The sequence below is a fragment of the Nonomuraea sp. NPDC002799 genome (genome assembly GCF_053592075.1).
Genome location: NZ_JBSFVA010000003.1, coordinates 387,634 through 404,184, shown reverse-complemented (window position 1 = coordinate 404,184; position 16,551 = coordinate 387,634). Strand labels below are relative to the sequence as shown.

The 16,551-nt window shown below is 71.1% G+C and carries 14 protein-coding genes and 1 riboswitch; of the genes, 9 read left to right on the top strand and 5 right to left on the bottom strand.

Translation table 11 applies throughout. The annotated features are described in order from the left end of the window. Positions 1 to 33: 33 nt before the first annotated feature. Both ACWD0F_RS08630 and ACWD0F_RS08625 read right to left on the bottom strand, forming a co-directional pair. Positions 34 to 321 (bottom strand): Lrp/AsnC family transcriptional regulator, encoded by a 288-nt coding sequence (locus tag ACWD0F_RS08630; RefSeq protein ID WP_449873304.1) that lies wholly within the window; start codon positions 319 to 321, stop codon positions 34 to 36. A 17-nt stretch (positions 322 to 338) separates the two neighbouring features. Beyond that, positions 339 to 2,063: a DEDD exonuclease domain-containing protein gene (locus ACWD0F_RS08625; protein ID WP_449873303.1), complete on the bottom strand. Its 1,725-nt coding sequence runs from the start codon at positions 2,061 to 2,063 to the stop codon at positions 339 to 341. A 181-nt stretch (positions 2,064 to 2,244) separates the two neighbouring features. Here ACWD0F_RS08625 and ACWD0F_RS08620 point away from each other — a divergent pair, with 181 nt between their 5' ends. The 3 genes from ACWD0F_RS08620 (at position 2,245) to ACWD0F_RS08610 (ending at position 6,992) form a co-directional block, all read left to right on the top strand. Continuing rightward, positions 2,245 to 3,747, top strand: a complete 1,503-nt coding sequence (locus ACWD0F_RS08620) for a protein kinase domain-containing protein (RefSeq protein ID WP_449873302.1) — start codon at positions 2,245 to 2,247, stop codon at positions 3,745 to 3,747. Then, positions 3,737 to 5,191: a serine/threonine-protein kinase gene (locus ACWD0F_RS08615; RefSeq protein ID WP_449873301.1), complete on the top strand. Its 1,455-nt coding sequence runs from the start codon at positions 3,737 to 3,739 to the stop codon at positions 5,189 to 5,191. The genes ACWD0F_RS08620 and ACWD0F_RS08615 overlap by 11 nt, the downstream gene beginning before the upstream one ends. Positions 5,192 to 5,537: 346 nt before the next feature. Beyond that, on the top strand, positions 5,538 to 6,992 hold the full coding sequence (locus tag ACWD0F_RS08610; RefSeq protein WP_449873300.1) for a hypothetical protein: 1,455 nt from the start codon (positions 5,538 to 5,540) through the stop codon (positions 6,990 to 6,992). 297 nt (positions 6,993 to 7,289) lie between these two features. Here the strand turns inward: ACWD0F_RS08610 and ACWD0F_RS08605 are convergent, their stop codons facing one another. Beyond that, positions 7,290 to 8,351, bottom strand: a complete 1,062-nt coding sequence (locus tag ACWD0F_RS08605; RefSeq protein WP_449873299.1) for a phosphotransferase family protein — start codon at positions 8,349 to 8,351, stop codon at positions 7,290 to 7,292. Positions 8,352 to 8,495: 144 nt separating this feature from the next. Here ACWD0F_RS08605 and ACWD0F_RS08600 point away from each other — a divergent pair, with 144 nt between their 5' ends. Further along, positions 8,496 to 9,818, top strand: a complete 1,323-nt coding sequence (locus tag ACWD0F_RS08600) for an NYN domain-containing protein (RefSeq protein WP_449873298.1) — start codon at positions 8,496 to 8,498, stop codon at positions 9,816 to 9,818. 106 nt (positions 9,819 to 9,924) lie between these two features. Further along, the gene (locus ACWD0F_RS08595) at positions 9,925 to 10,878 is read left to right on the top strand and encodes a C40 family peptidase (protein ID WP_449873297.1); all 954 of its coding nucleotides are present in this window, start codon (positions 9,925 to 9,927) and stop codon (positions 10,876 to 10,878) included. Positions 10,879 to 10,971: 93 nt separating this feature from the next. Here the strand turns inward: ACWD0F_RS08595 and ACWD0F_RS08590 are convergent, their stop codons facing one another. Further along, a complete protein-coding gene (locus tag ACWD0F_RS08590) occupies positions 10,972 to 11,859 on the bottom strand; it encodes a LysR family transcriptional regulator (protein WP_449873296.1) in 888 nt (295 codons plus the stop codon). A 72-nt stretch (positions 11,860 to 11,931) separates the two neighbouring features. Between ACWD0F_RS08590 and ACWD0F_RS08585 the strand changes: the two genes are divergently transcribed. The 3 genes from ACWD0F_RS08585 (at position 11,932) to ACWD0F_RS08575 (ending at position 14,898) form a co-directional block, all read left to right on the top strand. Continuing rightward, complete coding sequence (locus ACWD0F_RS08585) at positions 11,932 to 12,627, top strand: class I SAM-dependent methyltransferase (protein ID WP_449873295.1); 696 nt, start codon at positions 11,932 to 11,934, stop codon at positions 12,625 to 12,627. A 300-nt stretch (positions 12,628 to 12,927) separates the two neighbouring features. Beyond that, positions 12,928 to 13,089, top strand: a riboswitch (cyclic di-AMP (ydaO/yuaA leader). Between the two features lie 73 nt (positions 13,090 to 13,162). Continuing rightward, positions 13,163 to 13,687, top strand: a complete 525-nt coding sequence (locus ACWD0F_RS08580; protein ID WP_449873294.1) for a C40 family peptidase — start codon at positions 13,163 to 13,165, stop codon at positions 13,685 to 13,687. Between the two features lie 386 nt (positions 13,688 to 14,073). Further along, positions 14,074 to 14,898 (top strand): hypothetical protein, encoded by an 825-nt coding sequence (locus ACWD0F_RS08575; protein WP_449873293.1) that lies wholly within the window; start codon positions 14,074 to 14,076, stop codon positions 14,896 to 14,898. 44 nt (positions 14,899 to 14,942) lie between these two features. Here ACWD0F_RS08575 and ACWD0F_RS08570 read toward each other — a convergent pair whose 3' ends face one another. Continuing rightward, on the bottom strand, positions 14,943 to 15,164 hold the full coding sequence (locus tag ACWD0F_RS08570; RefSeq protein WP_449873292.1) for a hypothetical protein: 222 nt from the start codon (positions 15,162 to 15,164) through the stop codon (positions 14,943 to 14,945). Positions 15,165 to 15,173: 9 nt separating this feature from the next. Between ACWD0F_RS08570 and ACWD0F_RS08565 the strand changes: the two genes are divergently transcribed. Continuing rightward, on the top strand, positions 15,174 to 16,523 hold the full coding sequence (locus ACWD0F_RS08565) for a M48 family metallopeptidase (RefSeq protein ID WP_449873291.1): 1,350 nt from the start codon (positions 15,174 to 15,176) through the stop codon (positions 16,521 to 16,523). Positions 16,524 to 16,551 lie beyond the last annotated feature (28 nt).

The window sequence follows — 16,551 nt, the reverse complement described above, 5'->3', positions numbered from 1 at the left end:
GGCATCGTGCGCGCGGGCTCCGGGGGATGCGGGTCAGTCGGCCTCGGGGAAGCCGATCGAGAAGGCGGCGTCCAGGTCGTGCTTGGAGTAGGTGCGGAAGGCGATGTGCGTCTCCGTGTGCAGCACGCCCGCCACCTTGTTGATCCGCCCGGGAATCACCTCGGCGATCTCCTCGTAGGCGGCCACCCGGACCATGGCCAGCAGATCGTATTCGCCGGTGATGGAGTAGACCTCGCTGACCCCTTCGATCTCGGCGATCGTCTGGGCGACCTCCGGGATCCGGTCTACCTCTGCGTTGATGTGGACAATAGCCGTGACCATCCCTCAACTCTATCGTTTCACCTCAAAGGTCGCCCCTCCCGATTCCGCGGCCCCCGGAGGTGGTGGTAGGCGAGGTCGATGCGGGCCTTGTGGCGGGCGGCCCCCCTGGCGGGCAGGCTCCACTCGCCGTCGACCTCCACCAGACGCACCCCTGGAGACTCCAGCCAGCGCAGGATGCACTCGGTCTCCTCGGCGCTGGCCGCGTGGACCGGGCCGGGGCCGGGGATGACGACCTCGGCGGTGGCGGTCAGGGAGGCCACGAAAGCGGTCGGATGGGTGCCTTTCTGCATGACCGCGGCCGCCGCGAGCCGGCCGTACCGGACCACGTGGATGTCCCAGCCGCCCCCGAACGCCGGGCTGGCCGCGACGAGCTGCGGGAGGCGCGTGATGGCGCTCAGCCGCTGCATGCGGGCCGCCGCGCGGACGAACGCGGCCAGCCGGTCGCGGTCGATGGAGGCCTCCTCGTAGCGCTGCTCGACCGACAGCCGCTCCATCCGGGCCGACACGGCGGTGAAGACCAGCCCGGCGTCGAGGGTCATGGCCCGGCGCGCGCTCTCGACGTGGAGGGTGTAGTCGTCCTGGCTCTCCTTGCCCGCGCAGGGCGCGCCGCAACGGCCCATCTCGTGCAGGACGCAGGCCGCGCGGCGGGTGCGCGTCGAGATCGGCGGCGTGCACTGGCGCAGCGGGACGGCCTCGTGCAGGGCGATGCGGGCCTCGTCGGCCGTGCGGGAGTTGCTGAAGGGGCCGAGGTAGGTGGCGCCGTCGTCCTTGAGGTCGCGGACGATCGACAGGCGGGGGAACGGGTCGGTGGTGAGCTTGAGCCACACGACCTTCTCGGGGAAGCGGGAGCGGCGGTTGTAGCGCGGCTTGGCGCCGCCGATCAGGCGCAGCTCCCTGACCTCCGCCTCCAGGGCGGTGGCGCAGACGACGTGGCTGACCCGCTCGGCGATGCCGATCATCTCGCGGATGCGCGGGCGGGTCTCGCCGGCGGTGAAGTAGGAGCGCACGCGGTTGCGCAGGTTGGTGCTCTTGCCGATGTAGAGGACCTCGCCGCGCTCGTCCTCGAAGAAGTAGACGCCGGGGGCGTGCGGGACGGACTCGGCGAGATGGCGCTTGCGCTGCTGCTCGGGCGTGGGGGCGCGGACGAACGACTTGAGCTCTTCGAGTGTGTGCACCTCGAACGACCCGGCCCGCTCGATCAGCCCGTGCAGGACGGTCACGGTGGCCCTGGCGTCCTGCAGGGCCCGGTGGCACGGCTCGGTGGGGCTGTGGAAGAACTTGGCCAGCGTCGCCAGCTTGGCGTTGGGCGTCTCGTCGCGGGTCAGCACGCGGCGGGCCAGGTCGACGGTGTCGACGACCGGGTTGGGCGGCGGAGGGTAGCCGTGCGCGGCGCAGGCCGCCTTGACGAAGCGGGTGTCGAAGCCCGCGTTGTGGGCCACCAGCGTGGTGCCCCGGATGAACTCCAGGAAGCTCGGCAGCACGGCCTCGATCCTGGGCGCGGCCACGACCATGGCGTCGGTGATGCCGGTCAGCACGGAGATGAACGGCGGAATCGGCCCTCCCGGGTCGACCAGCGTGGAGAACTCGCCCAGCACCTCGCCCGCCCGCACCTTGACGGCGCCGATCTCGGTGATCGCGTCCTCCGCGGGCGAGCCTCCTGTCGTCTCGAGGTCGAACACGACGAACGTGACGTCGCTCAGCGGGGTGCCGAGCTCGTCGAGAGTGCCTTGGACCGGTTCCACGATCCAAGACCTTAGAGAGGGGGACCGACAGGAACATAGAGCGGGTGATCGACAGGAACCCGGAGCGGGTGGTCGACAGAGAACGGAAGGGGGCGATCGGGGAGCGCCCCGGCGGGCGGGGGAGTGGTGACCTCTGGGAACGAATCACCACATGTCATGATCCTTAGTTACCCTTCCCTTTATGTCTGCGGGAAGACTTGCCGGTCGCTACGCGCTGCTGCGCCCTCTGGGGGCCGGCGGCATGGGAAAGGTGTGGCTGGCCAGGGACGAGATGCTTGAGCGCGAGGTCGCGGTCAAGGAGCTCACGCTGCCGGAAGGCATGTCGCCCAAGCAGCGGGCCGAGTCGGTCACCCGGGCCGTACGCGAGGCGCAGGCCACCGCGCGGCTGCGTCATCCCGGCATCGTGGCCCTGCACGACGTGGTCGTGGAGCAGGAGCGGCCGTGGCTGGTCATGGAGCTGCTGCGGGGCCGCACGCTCGCCGAGACCGTCCGCGAGTCCGGGCCGCTGCCGCCCGTCCACGCCGCCCGGGTGGGCGCCGACGTGCTGGAGGCGCTGTCGGTCGCCCACGCGCAGGGGCTGCAGCACCGCGACGTCAAGCCCGGCAACGTCTTCATGACCGACAGCGGCCGGGTGGTGCTCACCGACTTCGGCATCGCCAGGCAGGAGGGCCAGGCGACGCTCACCGAGCAGGGGCTGATGATCGGCTCGCCCGGGTTCATCGCGCCGGAGCGGCTCGACGGCCACCCCGGCGGCCCCGCCAGCGACCTGTGGTCGCTCGGCGCCACGCTCTACAACGCGCTGACGGGCGCTCCCGCCTACGAGGGGTCGGTGGCCGACCGGCTCCGTGCCACGCTGACGCGGCCGGTGCCGGTCGCGTCCGGGCCGCTGGGGCCGCTGCTGGCCGCCATGATGGCGCCCCATCCCGCTGCCCGGCCCGACGCGCGCGTGGTCGTACAGGCGCTGAGACAGGTCGCGGCGGGCGGCGCGGCGCCGCACCTGCCCGTCAACCAGGCCATGACCGCGCCCAGCAAGGTGCACGGGCGCGGGCGGGCCGCCGTCTGGATCGCCGCCGGCACGGTCGTCCTGCTGGCCGCCGGCGCGACGGGCTTCTTCGTGCTGCGCGGCCGGGACGGCGGGGCGCCGGTGGCGTTCACGGCGCCGCTGGACGTGTGCACGCTGATCAGCGGCGAGGAGGTCCGCGCGCTGCTGCGCACCCAGAGCCCGCCCAAGGGGCAGCCCGACTCCAACGAGGTCGGCCCCAAGTGCGGCTGGCCCATCTCGGGCTCCGGCGTCGGCCTGCAGGTGCAGAAGGACTCCGACACCGTCGACCCCTGGTCGATGACGCCGGCCTCGGCCCGCACGCTCTTCGAGAGCCAGCGGCGTTACTGGTCCAAGTACGACGCCGTCGACTGGACCTGGCCGGAGATCGGCGTCAAGGACTCCAGGAAGGCCACGCGCACCCCGCTGCACCAGATCACCGGCGTCGGCGAGGAGGCGTTCGGCTTCGAGCTGAAGGGCTCCACGGGCCGGGTGCACTCCGCCCACGTCTACTACCGGCTGGCCAACCTGGTGGTGAGCGTCGAATACTCGACCCTCGCCGACCGGCCGACCGACGAGGACGTCAAGCAGTCGGCCCTGAGAGCGGCCCAGGCGAGCGTGCGGGCGTTGCGCGATGCCAGGTGACCTCTACCTGCTGGCAGGCCGTTACCGGCTGATCGAGCGGCTCGGGCAGGGCGGCGCGGGGACCGTGTGGCGGGCCATCGACGAGGTGCTCGACCGGCAGGTCGCGGTCAAGCAGGTCCACCTGCCGGAGATGCTGACGCCGGCCGAGCGGGCGGAGTTCGCCGGCCGGGCCATCCACGAGGCCAGGTCCGCCGGGCGGCTGCGCGATCCGGCCATCGTGCTCGTTCACGACGTCGTGCTGGCGGACGACCAGCCGTGGATCATCATGGACCTGGTCGCCGGCCGTTCCCTGGACAAGGTGATCAAGGATCAGGGGCCGCTGCCGCCCGCGTTCGTCGCGGCGACCGGGCTGCGGGTGTTGTCGGCGCTGGAGGTCGCGCACGCCCACGGCATCCTCCACCAGGACGTCAAGCCCGCCAACATCCTGCTCGACGCCGACGGCTCCGCCATGCTCACCGACTTCGGCATCGCGACGCCGATGGGCGGCCCGATGGACAGGTACGGCAGCGCGGGCTCGCCCGGCTACATGGCCCCCGAGCGGCTCAACGAGCACCCGTCGGGCCCGGCGTCCGACCTGTGGTCGCTCGGCGCCAGCCTCTACACGGCTGTGGAGGGCCGGGCGCCGTTCGAGCGGGAGCTGCCCGCGGCGGTGGCGGCGGCGGTGCTGCTGCACGAACCGCCGTTCCCGGCCAGGGCGGGGCGCGATCTCGGCGGCCTGCTGATGGCCATGCTGGCCAAGAACCCCGCCGTCCGGCCTGCGGCGCCGCAGGTCCGCGCGGCGCTCGGCGCCGTGGCGGCCGCCCCGCCGGCGCGCGGCCGCCGTGGTCACCGCCGGAGGCGCGGGTGGCTGCTGCCGGCGGTGCTCGCGGCCGTCGTGGCGCTCGGCGCGGGCGGCTGGTACGCCGCCGGCGCGCTCGGCGGCGATCCGGAACCGGGCAGGTTCGCCACGGCGCCGGACCCGTGCGCGCTGCTCAGCGACGCCCAGGCGGGCCGGCTGATGAACGGCGTGCCCGAACGGAGCCGGCCCAGGCCGGGCGAGTGCCAGTGGCTCGTCCGCGAGGGCACCCAGCGCGGGCGCCGCCTGCTCGTCCGCGCCTGGGCGGAGCAGCCCGACGGTGACCTCGGCGGCCCGCAGGTGGCGCTGCGGCGCTTCACCAGCGAGAAGGCCAACCGCGGCGCGGCCGAGGGCAGCGTGCGGCGCGACGTGCGCGGCAAGCTCCGCGACGTCACGGGCGTGGGGGAGTCGGCGATCGTCCAGAACGCCTTCAGGTTCTACGTGAACACCAACAAGAGCGGTGCTTCGGACAGCACAGTGCTTTTCCGGACAAGCAACCTGCTGGGCGAGGTGGTCTGGCATCGTGATGACGTGCCGGCCTCGGACCTGGAGGACCAGGAGACGGCCGTCGCCGCCGCCCGCCTGGTGTCCGCGATATTGCCGAAATGACGTTGAAGCACCTTGCAGGAGGGGTTACTAGCATGTTTCCCCGCAGTTCAGGGCAACCCCAGGAGTCTCCGTGAATCCCGGTAGCGAGTACGAGCCGCCGAACACCCCGTATCCGGTGCCGGGCAGGCAGTTCGAGCGACCGGGAATGCCGCCTGCCCAGCCGCCGACCGGGCATTCAGGGCCGCCCCGCGGCATGGGCGGGCCTTCGGGGCCGCCGTACGGGATGGGCGGGCCTTCGGGGCCGCCCGGCGGTATGGGCGGGCCTTCGGGTGGGCCCCATGGGATGGGCGGGCCTTCGGGGCCGCCGTACGGGATGGGCGGGCCTTCAGGGCCGCCCGGTTGGGGCATGCCGCCCGGCCCTCCGCCCGGCCCGCCGCCGCGCCGCAGGCGGCCCGCCTGGCTGCTGCCGGCGCTGGCCGCCGCGCTCGTGGTGCTGGTCGCGGCCGGGGGAGTGGGGGCGTACCTGGTCTACGGCCAGGCGGCGGGCACCGCCACGCCGCCCGCCGCCGTGCAGAGCGGCAAGGAGCGGTCCCAGACCGCCGCCGCCCCGGTGACCGGGCCCGACGCCTGCGCCCTGCTGCCCAAGGACGAGGTCGAGCGGCTGGCTCCCGGCGCGACCGTGAGCATGGGGTCCAGGGACGGCGACTACACGATCGACTTCACCTGCAACTGGAAGAACCAGCGCATCTCGTTCGGTGAGTGGTGGCGGTCGAGGGAGATCAACGTCCGGATCCAGCAGCACAAGCCCGACGGGGCCAAGACCGGCAGGGCGATGGCGCAGAACTCGTACGAGGCCGAATATCGCAGCGGCACCTTCGGCGGGACCGCCAAGCCGTCCCTCGACCCGGACGAGAAGCAGTACATCTCCCCGATCAAGGACCTCCCGGGCGTCGGCGACAGCGCGTTCGCCCAGTACACCTGGCGGCGCAACGGCCAACTGCTGTGGTACTCCTTCGGCACGGCGTTCGCCCGGGTCGACGACATGCTCATCGAGGTCAAGTTCCAGGCCGGCCAGCAGCGCAAGGACGCGCAGATCCTGTCCAACGAGACCACCCAGTCGATCACCGAGGAGAACGCCGTCCGCGAGGTGGCCACGCTGGTCGGCCACTTCGCCAAGGGCGTGGCCGCCTGGCAGGCGCAGCACCCCGACGTGCTCGCCCAGGCCCGGCCGTCGCAGGCCGCGGTCACGCCGAGCGCCCGGCCGACGCCGTCGCCGACCGTGCTGGCCGCCCTCCCCGCCGAGTGCGCGGCCGTCACGCCGGCCGCCACGCGGCTCGTGCCCGAACCCGCCACCAGGGCGCGCGGCATGGGGGACGGCGCCGACGCGCAGACCGAGTGCCGCTGGCTCAACCGCGAGCTGCCCGGCGGCGAGGGGATCGTGAAGATCCGCAGTGCGCTGATCACCGTGCACCGCTTCTCCAACCGGGCGGGCTCCGTCGACGAGCCCGCGGCCAAGGCCTTCTACGCGAGCCGGCACGGGCGCGCCAAGGGCACCGCCGCCTCGTCGATCGGCCGCGTCAAGTGGGGCGCGCTGAAGAACGCCGCAGGGCTGGGCGACCAGGCGTACGAGCAGTTCGTCCAGACCCGGCAGGGCGAGGTGTCGGCCTCCAGCGGCACGGTGCTGATCCGCAGCGGCTCGATCGTCGTCGACCTCGCCTATTCGGGGCACCAGCGGCCCGAGGGGAAGGCCACCAACGCGGCCGAGGTCGACCTCATGGCCGAGAAGGAGGCGATGGAGGGCGCGCGGACGCTGGCGAAGGCGTTCCTGGCCGAGCTCGCCAAGCAGCCGGCCGGCGGCTGACGAGCACGTCCCCGAGCGCCGGCACGTCCCCGAGCGCCGGCACGTCCCTGAGCGGCGGCGCGTCCCCTGAGCGGCGGCGGTGTGCGGGTCTCCGCCGCCCTGACTGAGGGCCGCATTCAGGGTTAATGAACCTGCAAGCAGGCTGCAAGCGGGACAAATAATGCTATGTCTTGCAAGACCTTGAGCCGCGCGATCAGGTTTGTCCAGTACAGGGGCATGGGCAAACCGAGGGGGATCACGCGGCTCATTTCATGTCCTGATCAGGAAGGGGCCCCGCGTCCGACGCGGGCTCCTGGGTCAGCGGGCCAGTAACTCCTCGATCGTGGCCCGGTGCAGCACGAGGTCGTCGGGGTCGTCCGGCAGCGGCTGCTCGCCGAAGTGGATCCGGCGCTGCCACACGCGGGCCATGATGATGCCGTGCCGGAGGGCGGCGTACAGCTCGTAGAAGTCCATGTCGCGGGGCTCGTACCCGGTAAGTTCACGATATTTCTGGCATACGTCGTCGCGGCGCATGAAGTCGGGCATGCCAGGAAGGTTCGCGCCGACCGTGATGTCCTGGAAGAAGCGGTGCAGGAAGATCATCCAGGACAGGTCCAGCTCGCGCGGCGCCACCGTGGCCATCTCCCAGTCGAGCACCGCGACCGGCGTGAAGTCCTCGAACATCAGGTTGCCGATCCTGGCGTCGCCCCAGCAGAGCACGTCGGGTCCCGGGTCGCGCGGCCAGTGCGACTCCAGCCAGTCGAAGGCCCGCTCCAGCACGGGGATGCGCGTCTTCCCGTGCGCCCACTCGTAGTAGGCGTGCTGCTCCTCGACGTGCGCCCGCAGGCCGCCCGCCCCGTACGGCGCCAGCTCCGCCGGGGTGAAGGCGGTCTCGTGCAGCGCGGCCGCGATCGCCACGCTCGCGTCCTGCAGCCTGCGCCGGTCCTCGGGCGCCGCGTCGTGCAGCCAGCCGCCGAACGTGTACGGCAGCACGTCGGGCGGCACCTCGCCGTCATGGCGTTCCATGACGAAGAACGGGCTCCCGACGGCCTCGGGCCCCGGCTCGAACCAGAGGGTCCTGGGCGCTGGAATCCCAGCTTTCTGCCTGGCCAGCCGCATGATGTCGAACTGGGCCCGCAGATCGTAGGACGGAAAAACCGGAACGGCTTCTACCGCAGGTGCGAGCCGCGCCACGCAGCGCGTTCGCCCTTCACTCCAGGTTGCGGTGAAGAACAGGGTCTCACTGGACATCCCGTTGGCGGACGGTCTGGACAGTTCGGACACCGAAGCGTCCTGCCCGACCTTGCCCCGGAGCCAGGCGGTCAGGCGTTCGCGCAGTTCTTCCAGGTCGCGGGTGGAGGTACGCATCTGGTCCGTCACGGTGTGCCTCCCGGGTGAACGCCTGCCCCGGCACAGTCGTATACCGCCTAGCAAGCGCTTGTCCATATGCGGGCGGCCGTTACGGTCAGGTACGCGGCAGCCGTACCCTTGTCTGAAAGGGCATGTCACGAAGGGACAAGTGGGATGAGTTCAGCGGGTGAAGGCCTGTCTCGCCCGCTTCCCGAGCAGGTGCGGCTCAATGTCGTCGACCTGGCCTCCCAGGTCCTCGGCGCGCTGCCCGCTGTCTCCATACCGCCGCCGTTGCGCGGCATCGCCAAGTTCGACCCCCGCAAGCGGGCCAAGCTGGGCGGGGCGCCGATCGCGGCACAACTGGAGAACGACAAGAAGTTCCGCGAGCTGGTCGCCGAGTCGGTGGCCGCCGGCTGGCCGGAGCTGGTCGAGTCGCTGGCCGAGGGCAACGTGCCGCCCGCGGCCGATCCCGTGCTCGTGGCCGCGGCGGCCTACCTGACCCGGCCGCCGGGCTGGGCGCAGATGATCGAGACGGCCCGCGCGGACCTGGAGCAGTCGGCGGTGGCCGCCGAGGGCTCGGAGCGCGAGATCGTCGTCACCCGGCTGCGCGAGCAGCTCGCCGCGCAGAAGAGCGCCGCCAAGGAGGAGACCGACCGGCTGCGCGAGCAGATCAGGGTCGCCCGCTCGGAGAACTCCGACCTGCGCCGCAAGCTGCACGACGCCCGCGAGCGGGCCAAGTCCGCGTTGCGGGCGGCCGAGGAGAAGGAGCACGCGGCGGAGGAGGCCCGCTCGGCCGCCTCGGTCGCGGGCAACGCCGGCGAGGCGGAGCTGCGGCGGCTGCGCGAGCGGCTGGCCGACGTCGAAAAGCAGCTTGAGGCCTCGCGCCGGGCCGCCCGCGAGGGCCGGAGCATCGAGGACGCCCGCGTCAGAGTGCTGCTCGACGCGTTGCAGGACGCCTCAGCCGGGCTGCGCAGGGAGCTCGCCCTGCCCACCACGATCAGCCGTCCGGCCGACTCGGTCGCGGCCATCACCGGCGAGCGACCCGGCGTGCGCGGGGTGCCCGCGCGCGCGCTCGCCGACGACGACCCGCAACTGCTCGACCAGCTCCTGGCGCTGCCGCAGGTGCACCTCATCATCGACGGCTACAACGTCACCAAGACCGGCTACGGCACACTCACGCTCGCCGACCAGCGCAACCGGCTCATGACCGGGCTCGGCGGGCTGGTGGCGCAGACGAGGGTCGAGGTGACCGTCGTCTTCGACGGGGCGGAGCTCAACGCCCCCGTGCAGGTGGTGGCGCCGCGTGGGGTGCGGGTGTTGTTCAGCGCGCCGGGGGTGATCGCCGACGATCTCATCCGCCAGCTCGTCCGGGCCGAGCCGCCCGGCAGGGCCATCGCCGTGGTGTCGTCGGACCGTGAGGTGGCCGAGTCCGTCAGGCGCATGGGAGCCAGACCCGTTCCGTCTGGCTTGCTGCTGCGTAGGCTGGGTCGGGCTTAAATTACGAATTAACGGGATTAGGTACGACCTCACCCGACACTTCTGTACTATTTCGCCCCAGGTATAACCCCTGGGAGGCGACGTAGTGAGGTTTGGCAGGGTACCGGTGGCCGCGGGAATCGCGTTCGGGCTGGTGCTGTTTCCGACGGGTGCGGCCGTCGCTGATCCCAAGCCCACACTCCAACAGGCGAAGGCCAAGCTGGACAAGCTCAACGGCAAGGCGGACAAGGTCGTCGACCGTTACAACACGGCGACGGAGCGCTACAAGGACGCCAAGCAGAGCTACGCCAAGCTGAACGAGAGCTACAAGCGCAAGCAGGCGACGGTCGCGAACCTGCGTGGCCAGGTGGTCGACATGGCCGTCGACAGCTACAAGATCGGTTCGGACGTCACCTCGTGGCCCGGGCTGATGGGCTCGGAGAATCCGGGCCAGCTCCTGAGCGGGCTGGCGCTGGCCGGGCAGCTCTCGCACGAGCGGACGCAGAAGCTGGCCGCGTTCGACCGGGAGAACCGCGGGCTGAAGGTGGAGCGCGACAAGGCGCAGGTGGCGCTCGCGACGGCGGACAAGGAACGGGACGGCGTCGAGAAGGAGCGCTCGGAGGTCCTCAAGCTGATCACGCAGCAGAAGAAGCTGCTCAAGAAGCTGGGGGCCTACCGGCCGGGCAACCCGAACAGCGTCGGCATCCCGTACACGGGGCCGGCCTCGGGTAACGCGGCGGCGGTGTTGCGGTTCGCGTTCGCGCAGGTCGGCAAGCCCTACATCTTCGGTGGGACCGGGCCGCGCGGATACGACTGCTCGGGGCTGACCCAGGCGGCGTGGCGGGCCGCGGGGGTGACGTTGCCGCGTACGACCTGGCAGCAGTGGTCGTGGGGGCAGGGGCGGACGGTGAAGCCGAGCGATCTTCAGCCTGGGGACCTCATTTTCAGCTCCGGTCTCGGGCATGTCAGCATTTATGCGGGTAACGGGCAGATCGTCCATGCGCCGCAGACGGGTGACGTCGTCAAGGTGGTCAAGCTCTCCTCCTACGGCGGCCGCATCGTCGGGGCCGTTCGGCCGTGAGGTTCGCCCGGGTCTGATGTGAGCCTGGTGGCGGCCTGTTTCGGTCGGCGCCAGGTTCCTTTTCGGACATGGCCGCGGTGGAACGGCCGGGGTTCAGGCCGTGGGTGCGGTCAGGGTGGCGAGGAACGCGGAGACGGCGGGAGAGCGGCTGCCGTCCCCGGGCAGGGTGGCGGCGAGGATCGTCCGCGACGGCAGGGCAGGCGTGGGCCGCAGCAGCCGGATGTCGCGCCGGGCGGTCGAAACCCCCGCGATCGACGGATACAACATCACCCCCACCCCGGCCGCCACCAGCCCCTGCCTGCCGTTCCAGTCGTCACACACGTGGCTGATCCTGGGCGCGCCGCCGAGCGCCGCCGCGAGCTGGGAGACAGGCCCGAGACAGTCGGGATGGGTGCCGTCGATCCACGGCTCTTCCGCCAGGTCCCGCAGCCGTACCCGAGCCCCCTTCGCCAGGGGATGACCGGCCGGCAGCGCCACGAACAGCTCGTCCTCGGCGAGCGGTGTGACCTCGACGCCTGCGGCCGTGTCCCAGGAGGTCAGCAGCGCCAGGTCGGCGTCGCCGTCCAGGACGGCCGCGCACGGGTCAGGTTCCCCTGAGCGCACGGTCAGCGCCAGCTCGACGTCAGGGTGCCGCTGCGCGAAGGCGCGGAACCGTTCCGGCAGGTAGCTGGTGGCCGCGCTGGGGAAGGCCGAGACCCGCACCCGCCCCGCCTGCGCGACGGCGAACGCCCGCAGCCGCGTCTCGAACAGCCTCATCCCCTTCAGCACCTCCCCGGCCTGCTCCAGCGCGGCCAGCCCGGCATCCGTGGGCCGCACGCCGCGAGGCAGCCGGTCGAACAGGCGCACTCCGGTCCGCCGCTCCAGCGCGCCGATCTGCCGGGAGACGGCGGGCTGGGTCATCGACAACTCCTGCGCCGCCGCCGAGAACGATCCCAGCCTTCCGACCTCGGCGAGCACCTTCAGCGACCACACATCAAGCATGTGTGCAGCTTATGGGTCGCATGCCGAACCCGCAGTGGTGCTCATACCGCTCGCTCGGCCATCCTCAGGCGTATGGAGACAATGGACAACAATCAGCTCACCTGGCTCGGCGACGTGCTCGGCAGCGGGCGGTCACGGGTGCTCGACGCCGGGTGCGGACGGGGCGAACTGGCCGCCGCGCTCCTGGGGCGGGGCCACGACGTGACGGCGATCGACGTCTCGGAGCACGCCGTTGCGGCGGCCCGGGGCGCCGGGGTGCCCGCGCGGCGGGCCGACTTCGCTTGCTACTACGACGAAGAGCCGTTCGACGCGATCGTCATGTCACTGTCGCTGCACCACATGCACCCTTTGACGGCGGTGCTGGATCGCGCGTCCGCCCTGCTCAGGAGAGGTGGGCTGCTGGTCGTCGACGAGTTCGCCTGGGACTGGGCCGACCCGGCGGCGGCCGCCTGGTTCTACGATGCCGGATCGTTGCTGGCCGCCGCGGGGGTGGCGGATTTTCCGCGTGAGCCCGGCCGTGATCCGGCCGAGCGGTGGCGGGCGGCCCACGCGGACCACTCGTCCGCCGTCGACATGCTGGCCGCCGTCGGGGAGCGGTTCGAGGCGCCGGACGTACGGCCAGAGCCCTACTTGTCCCGATATATCGCCGGAAAGCTGATAAATGGCGGCACTGGCGTCGTGGACGAGTTGTGGCGCATCGAACGGGAGCGGATCGCGTCCGGGCGATTGCCGCACACCGGCTTCCGCTTGACCGCGCAGCGGATGTGACGGATGTGACGGATGTGACGGGTGGGACCTGACACAGTCAGCCGTCCAGAAGTGTGAGAAGGGTCACTTTTCGATAACAGAACCTGGTGCTCCAGCAGGGGTTTCGAACCTTACTGACCCCTTTTTCTGATCTTTACAAGCTGGCTGGTGTTTTGCCGATTCTTGACCTCTCGGCGTAGCTTCTGGCGTCGCGGCGAACAAGCCATGTCAGCCGCGAGCCGACATCGGTTCCCCCGATGTGAGCCAGATAAGAATCCGCCGGTCACCGCTGATCTTTCCCAGAGCAAAACCTTGATCAGCGGCTTCGACCTGCCGAATCCGTGCAGCCAGGAGCACGGAACCGGGGACCCAGCGATCCCCCTTTGCAGGGATCAGGGGTGAATCGGCGCGCCATTCGCGCCGTAGGGCGACTTCCAGGCCCGAATCCGTCAGCTAACCCGGTAGGCGTTCGTGGAAGACACAAGGAGAAATCCTGTCTACCTCCCTGCACAACCCCCGCCTGTCCCGCATTGCCCTGAGCGGCGTAGCGCTCACCATGACCGTGACGGCCGGAGGTTTGGTCCTCCAGGCCCCCACGGCCCAGGCGGCGACCAGAGGTTCGGCCGGAATCTCCACGGTCAAGGCGGTCAAGGCCGTCGCCGTGACCGCGAAATCGGCCAAGGCCACCTCCAAGAGGTCGGCCAGAATCGCCCGGCAGAAGGTGAAGGCCCGCAGGGCCGTCGCGGTGGCCAAGGGCCAGGTCGGTGATCCGTACCGTTACGGAGCCACCGGACCCGGCTCGTTCGATTGTTCCGGTCTCGTCCAGTACGCCTGGAAGAAGGCCGGGGTGAGACTCCCGCGCGTGGCGAGCAGCCAGTTCGTCCGTATCAGGACCAAGATCTCTTGGCGCAATCTCAAGCCAGGCGACCTGATGTTCTTCAGCGGGCTCGGCCACGTGGGCATGTATGTCGGCAAGGGCAAGATGATCCATTCGCCTCGGACAGGCGAGCGGGTGCGCATCGACAAGCTGGGCGGGTGGCGCAAGTCGTCGTTCGTCGGCGCGGTCCGTCCCGGCGCGTGAAGAAGCCCCGCCCGAATCTTTCTCATTCGGGCGGGGCTCTTCTCATCGGCGCTCTTTTGCGGCAGACGTTTTTAGATGATTTTTTACGGCGGAGCCAACGGCACGCCATCCGCCGCACGTGGCGAGGGCCTCCAGGGAGACGGCCTCTGACCCGCACACCCGCCCCGCCGTTACGGCGCACCGCCGGCCGGCGAGGTGGTGCACGGGGCTGGGTGTGGCGCGTGGGCGTGCGCGGCGTTGGATGTGGTGCGTGGGCGTGCGCGGGGCTGGATGTGGCGCCCTGGGTGTACGCGGGGCGTACACGGCCGCTGTGGAGGTGCGCAGGCCCCTCAGGGTGGCGCTGGGGCGCTCAGGGCAGGGGATGGGGCCGACTACGATCGGGCATCGTGTCCGAGCCGGTGAGCCGACGAGCGGCAGTCACCTGCCTGCTCCTGCTCGCCGTGCCCGCCAGCGCCCCCACCCCTGAATCGCCCGTCCTTCCCCCCGGCGTGCGGGAGTTGTGGAGCGAGGGGCAGGTCGTCGCCCACGGGGTGTACTCCGTGGTCGTCGGGCATCACGTCGCGCCCGTGCCGGTGGATGAGCTGCACGAGATGGCCCGCCGGGCGGATACGGCAGGGCAGCGGGTCTCGGCCGTGCTCGGCAGGCGTGTGCGGCCTGTGGTGGTCGTTCCGGCGAGCACCGGGGAGGCGGCCGCGCTGGCCCGGGTGCCGAGGGTGGACGGGCTGGCGGCGGTGGCCGACGGCGGGCGGGTGATCGTCGTGCCCGAGTTCTTCGCCAGGCTGAACTCCACCGGCAAGGACGTCGTTCTCACCCACGAGCTCACCCATGTGGCGGCCGGCACCGAACGCCTGCCGATCTGGTTGTACGAAGGCTTCGCCGACTACGTCGCCTACCGCGACGCCGGGTTGCCCGTGAAGATCGCCGCCGCCGAGCTCACCGCCGAGGTGCGCGCCGGACGACTGCCGAGCGCATTGCCGGGACCTGCGGCTTTTGCGGTGGATGGCCGGGACCCGATCCGGCTTGCGCGGGCGTACCAGGAGGCCTGGCTGGCGTGTCGCTTCCTCGCTGACCGGTTCAGTGAGAGGACCCTGGTGAGGCTCTACCGTGATGCCCAGGCGGCCGGGGTCGATCAGGCGCTCGCCCCGCTGGGGCTCTCCGTCGCCACACTGACGGCACGGTGGCGCGACTACGTGCGGGATCGGCTCGCGTAGCAAGGGGGAGGCAGATGAGCGGACGACAGGACGCGGACGACGCATCACCGGCTGGGGAGGAGCCCGGTAGTGCGGCTTCCGTCCCGGGGGCGGACCCGCCCGGTGAGGCTGTGCCGGTGGGCGGCGGCGAACGGTCCGAGGCTGTGCCGGTGACGAGCGGCGAACGGTCCGAGGCTGTGCCGGTAGGCGGCGGGGAACGGTCCGGTGGCGCCACGACGGCCGTGGACGCCGACCGGATCGCCGTGGCAGGCGAGGAGCGGGGGCATGGTGGGGACGTGAAGCACGATGACGACCCGGAGGCCACGGCGCCCGGGGCTTCCGGGCACGACGACGGACCGGAGGCCACGGCGCGCGGGGCCTCCGCGAACGGCACGGCGGCGGACGGCGGCGGACGGTTGCGGCGGCAGGCCGGGGTGGCTCTGGTGCTGCTCGGCCTGGTGATGGTGGCCGTGGCCGTGTTCAGCACCCCCTGGCACCTGCTGACCTCGGGTCCGCCCGAACCGGCCCGCGACTTCACCGCCGCCCAGATCGCCAGGTCGCAGGCGTTCGACGCGGCCACGACGTTGCCCAGCTACCTCTCGCTGGCGCTCACCGTCATCTTCACGGGGCTGCTGGTGGCCACCCCGTTCGGGGCGAAGGTGCTGGGCCGGCTCAAGGGCCCATGGTGGCTCCGCGTGGTGCTCGGCGTCGTCGTGATCACCGTGATCGTCGAGGTGATCAGGCTGCCGCTGGGCATCTGGTTCGAGACGATCCTGCGCGACTACGGCCTGTCCGTCCAGGACTGGGCTGGCTGGGCCGGTGACCGGCTGAAGAGCCTGGGCGTGGAGACGTTCCTGCTCTGCCTGATGCTGGTCGTGCTCGTGGCGCTGGCCCGCAAGGTCAGGCGCTGGTGGATTCCGGCCGCCATCGGCGCGTTCGCGCTGGCTTTGGTGGCGTCGTTCGTCTATCCGGTGGTGTTCGAGCCGCTGTTCAACGACTTCACCTCGATGCGGGAGGGGCCGCTGCGGGCCAACCTGCTGACCATGGCCGAGCGTGACGGAGTGCCGGTCGAGGACGTGCTGGTCGCCGACGCCTCACGCAGGACGACGGCGCTCAACGCGTACGTCTCCGGCTTCGGCGCCACGCGCCGCATCGTCGTCTACGACACACTGCTCCAGGCTCCGCAGCGCGAGGTCGAGCTGGTGGTGGCGCATGAGCTGGGCCACGCCAAGTACGGCGACGTGCTGTACGGCACGCTCATCGGCGGTCTGGGGTCGGCCTTCGGCGCGATCCTGCTGTTCCTGGTGTTCGGCCCGCTCAGGCGGCGTACCGGCGTCGCCTCGGTCGCCGATCCCCGGGCGGTCGGCGCGATCATCGGGCTCATGACGCTGGGCTCGCTCATCATGGGCCCGCTCCAGAACCTGATCACCCGCCACATCGAGGCCAGGGCGGACGTGCACGCGCTCGACCTCACGAGGGATCCGGCCACGTTCATCGCCATGCAGAAACGCCTGGCAATCACCAATATTTCCGACTTGTCGCCGGATGCGGTGGAATATGTCCTCTATGCCTCCCATCCCTCCAGCCCTGAGCGCATCGCCCTGGCCCGCTCGTGGGCGAAGCTGAACGGTGTCCCGGTGCCGTGACAGGTGCCCCGACAGGTGGCGTGCCCGA

Bases quoted from the DNA above. Each gene is read 5' to 3' on its own strand.
- ACWD0F_RS08630 (WP_449873304.1), bottom strand. From the start codon at position 321: ATGGTCACGGCTATTGTCCACATCAACGCAGAGGTAGACCGGATCCCG.
- ACWD0F_RS08620 (WP_449873302.1), top strand. From the start codon at position 2,245: ATGTCTGCGGGAAGACTTGCCGGTCGCTACGCGCTGCTGCGCCCTCTG.
- ACWD0F_RS08615 (WP_449873301.1), top strand. From the start codon at position 3,737: ATGCCAGGTGACCTCTACCTGCTGGCAGGCCGTTACCGGCTGATCGAG.
- ACWD0F_RS08610 (WP_449873300.1), top strand. From the start codon at position 5,538: ATGCCGCCCGGCCCTCCGCCCGGCCCGCCGCCGCGCCGCAGGCGGCCC.
- ACWD0F_RS08600 (WP_449873298.1), top strand. From the start codon at position 8,496: ATGAGTTCAGCGGGTGAAGGCCTGTCTCGCCCGCTTCCCGAGCAGGTG.
- ACWD0F_RS08590 (WP_449873296.1), bottom strand. From the start codon at position 11,859: ATGCTTGATGTGTGGTCGCTGAAGGTGCTCGCCGAGGTCGGAAGGCTG.
- ACWD0F_RS08585 (WP_449873295.1), top strand. From the start codon at position 11,932: ATGGAGACAATGGACAACAATCAGCTCACCTGGCTCGGCGACGTGCTC.
- ACWD0F_RS08580 (WP_449873294.1), top strand. From the start codon at position 13,163: ATGACCGTGACGGCCGGAGGTTTGGTCCTCCAGGCCCCCACGGCCCAG.
- ACWD0F_RS08570 (WP_449873292.1), bottom strand. From the start codon at position 15,164: ATGCCCCCGCTCCTCGCCTGCCACGGCGATCCGGTCGGCGTCCACGGC.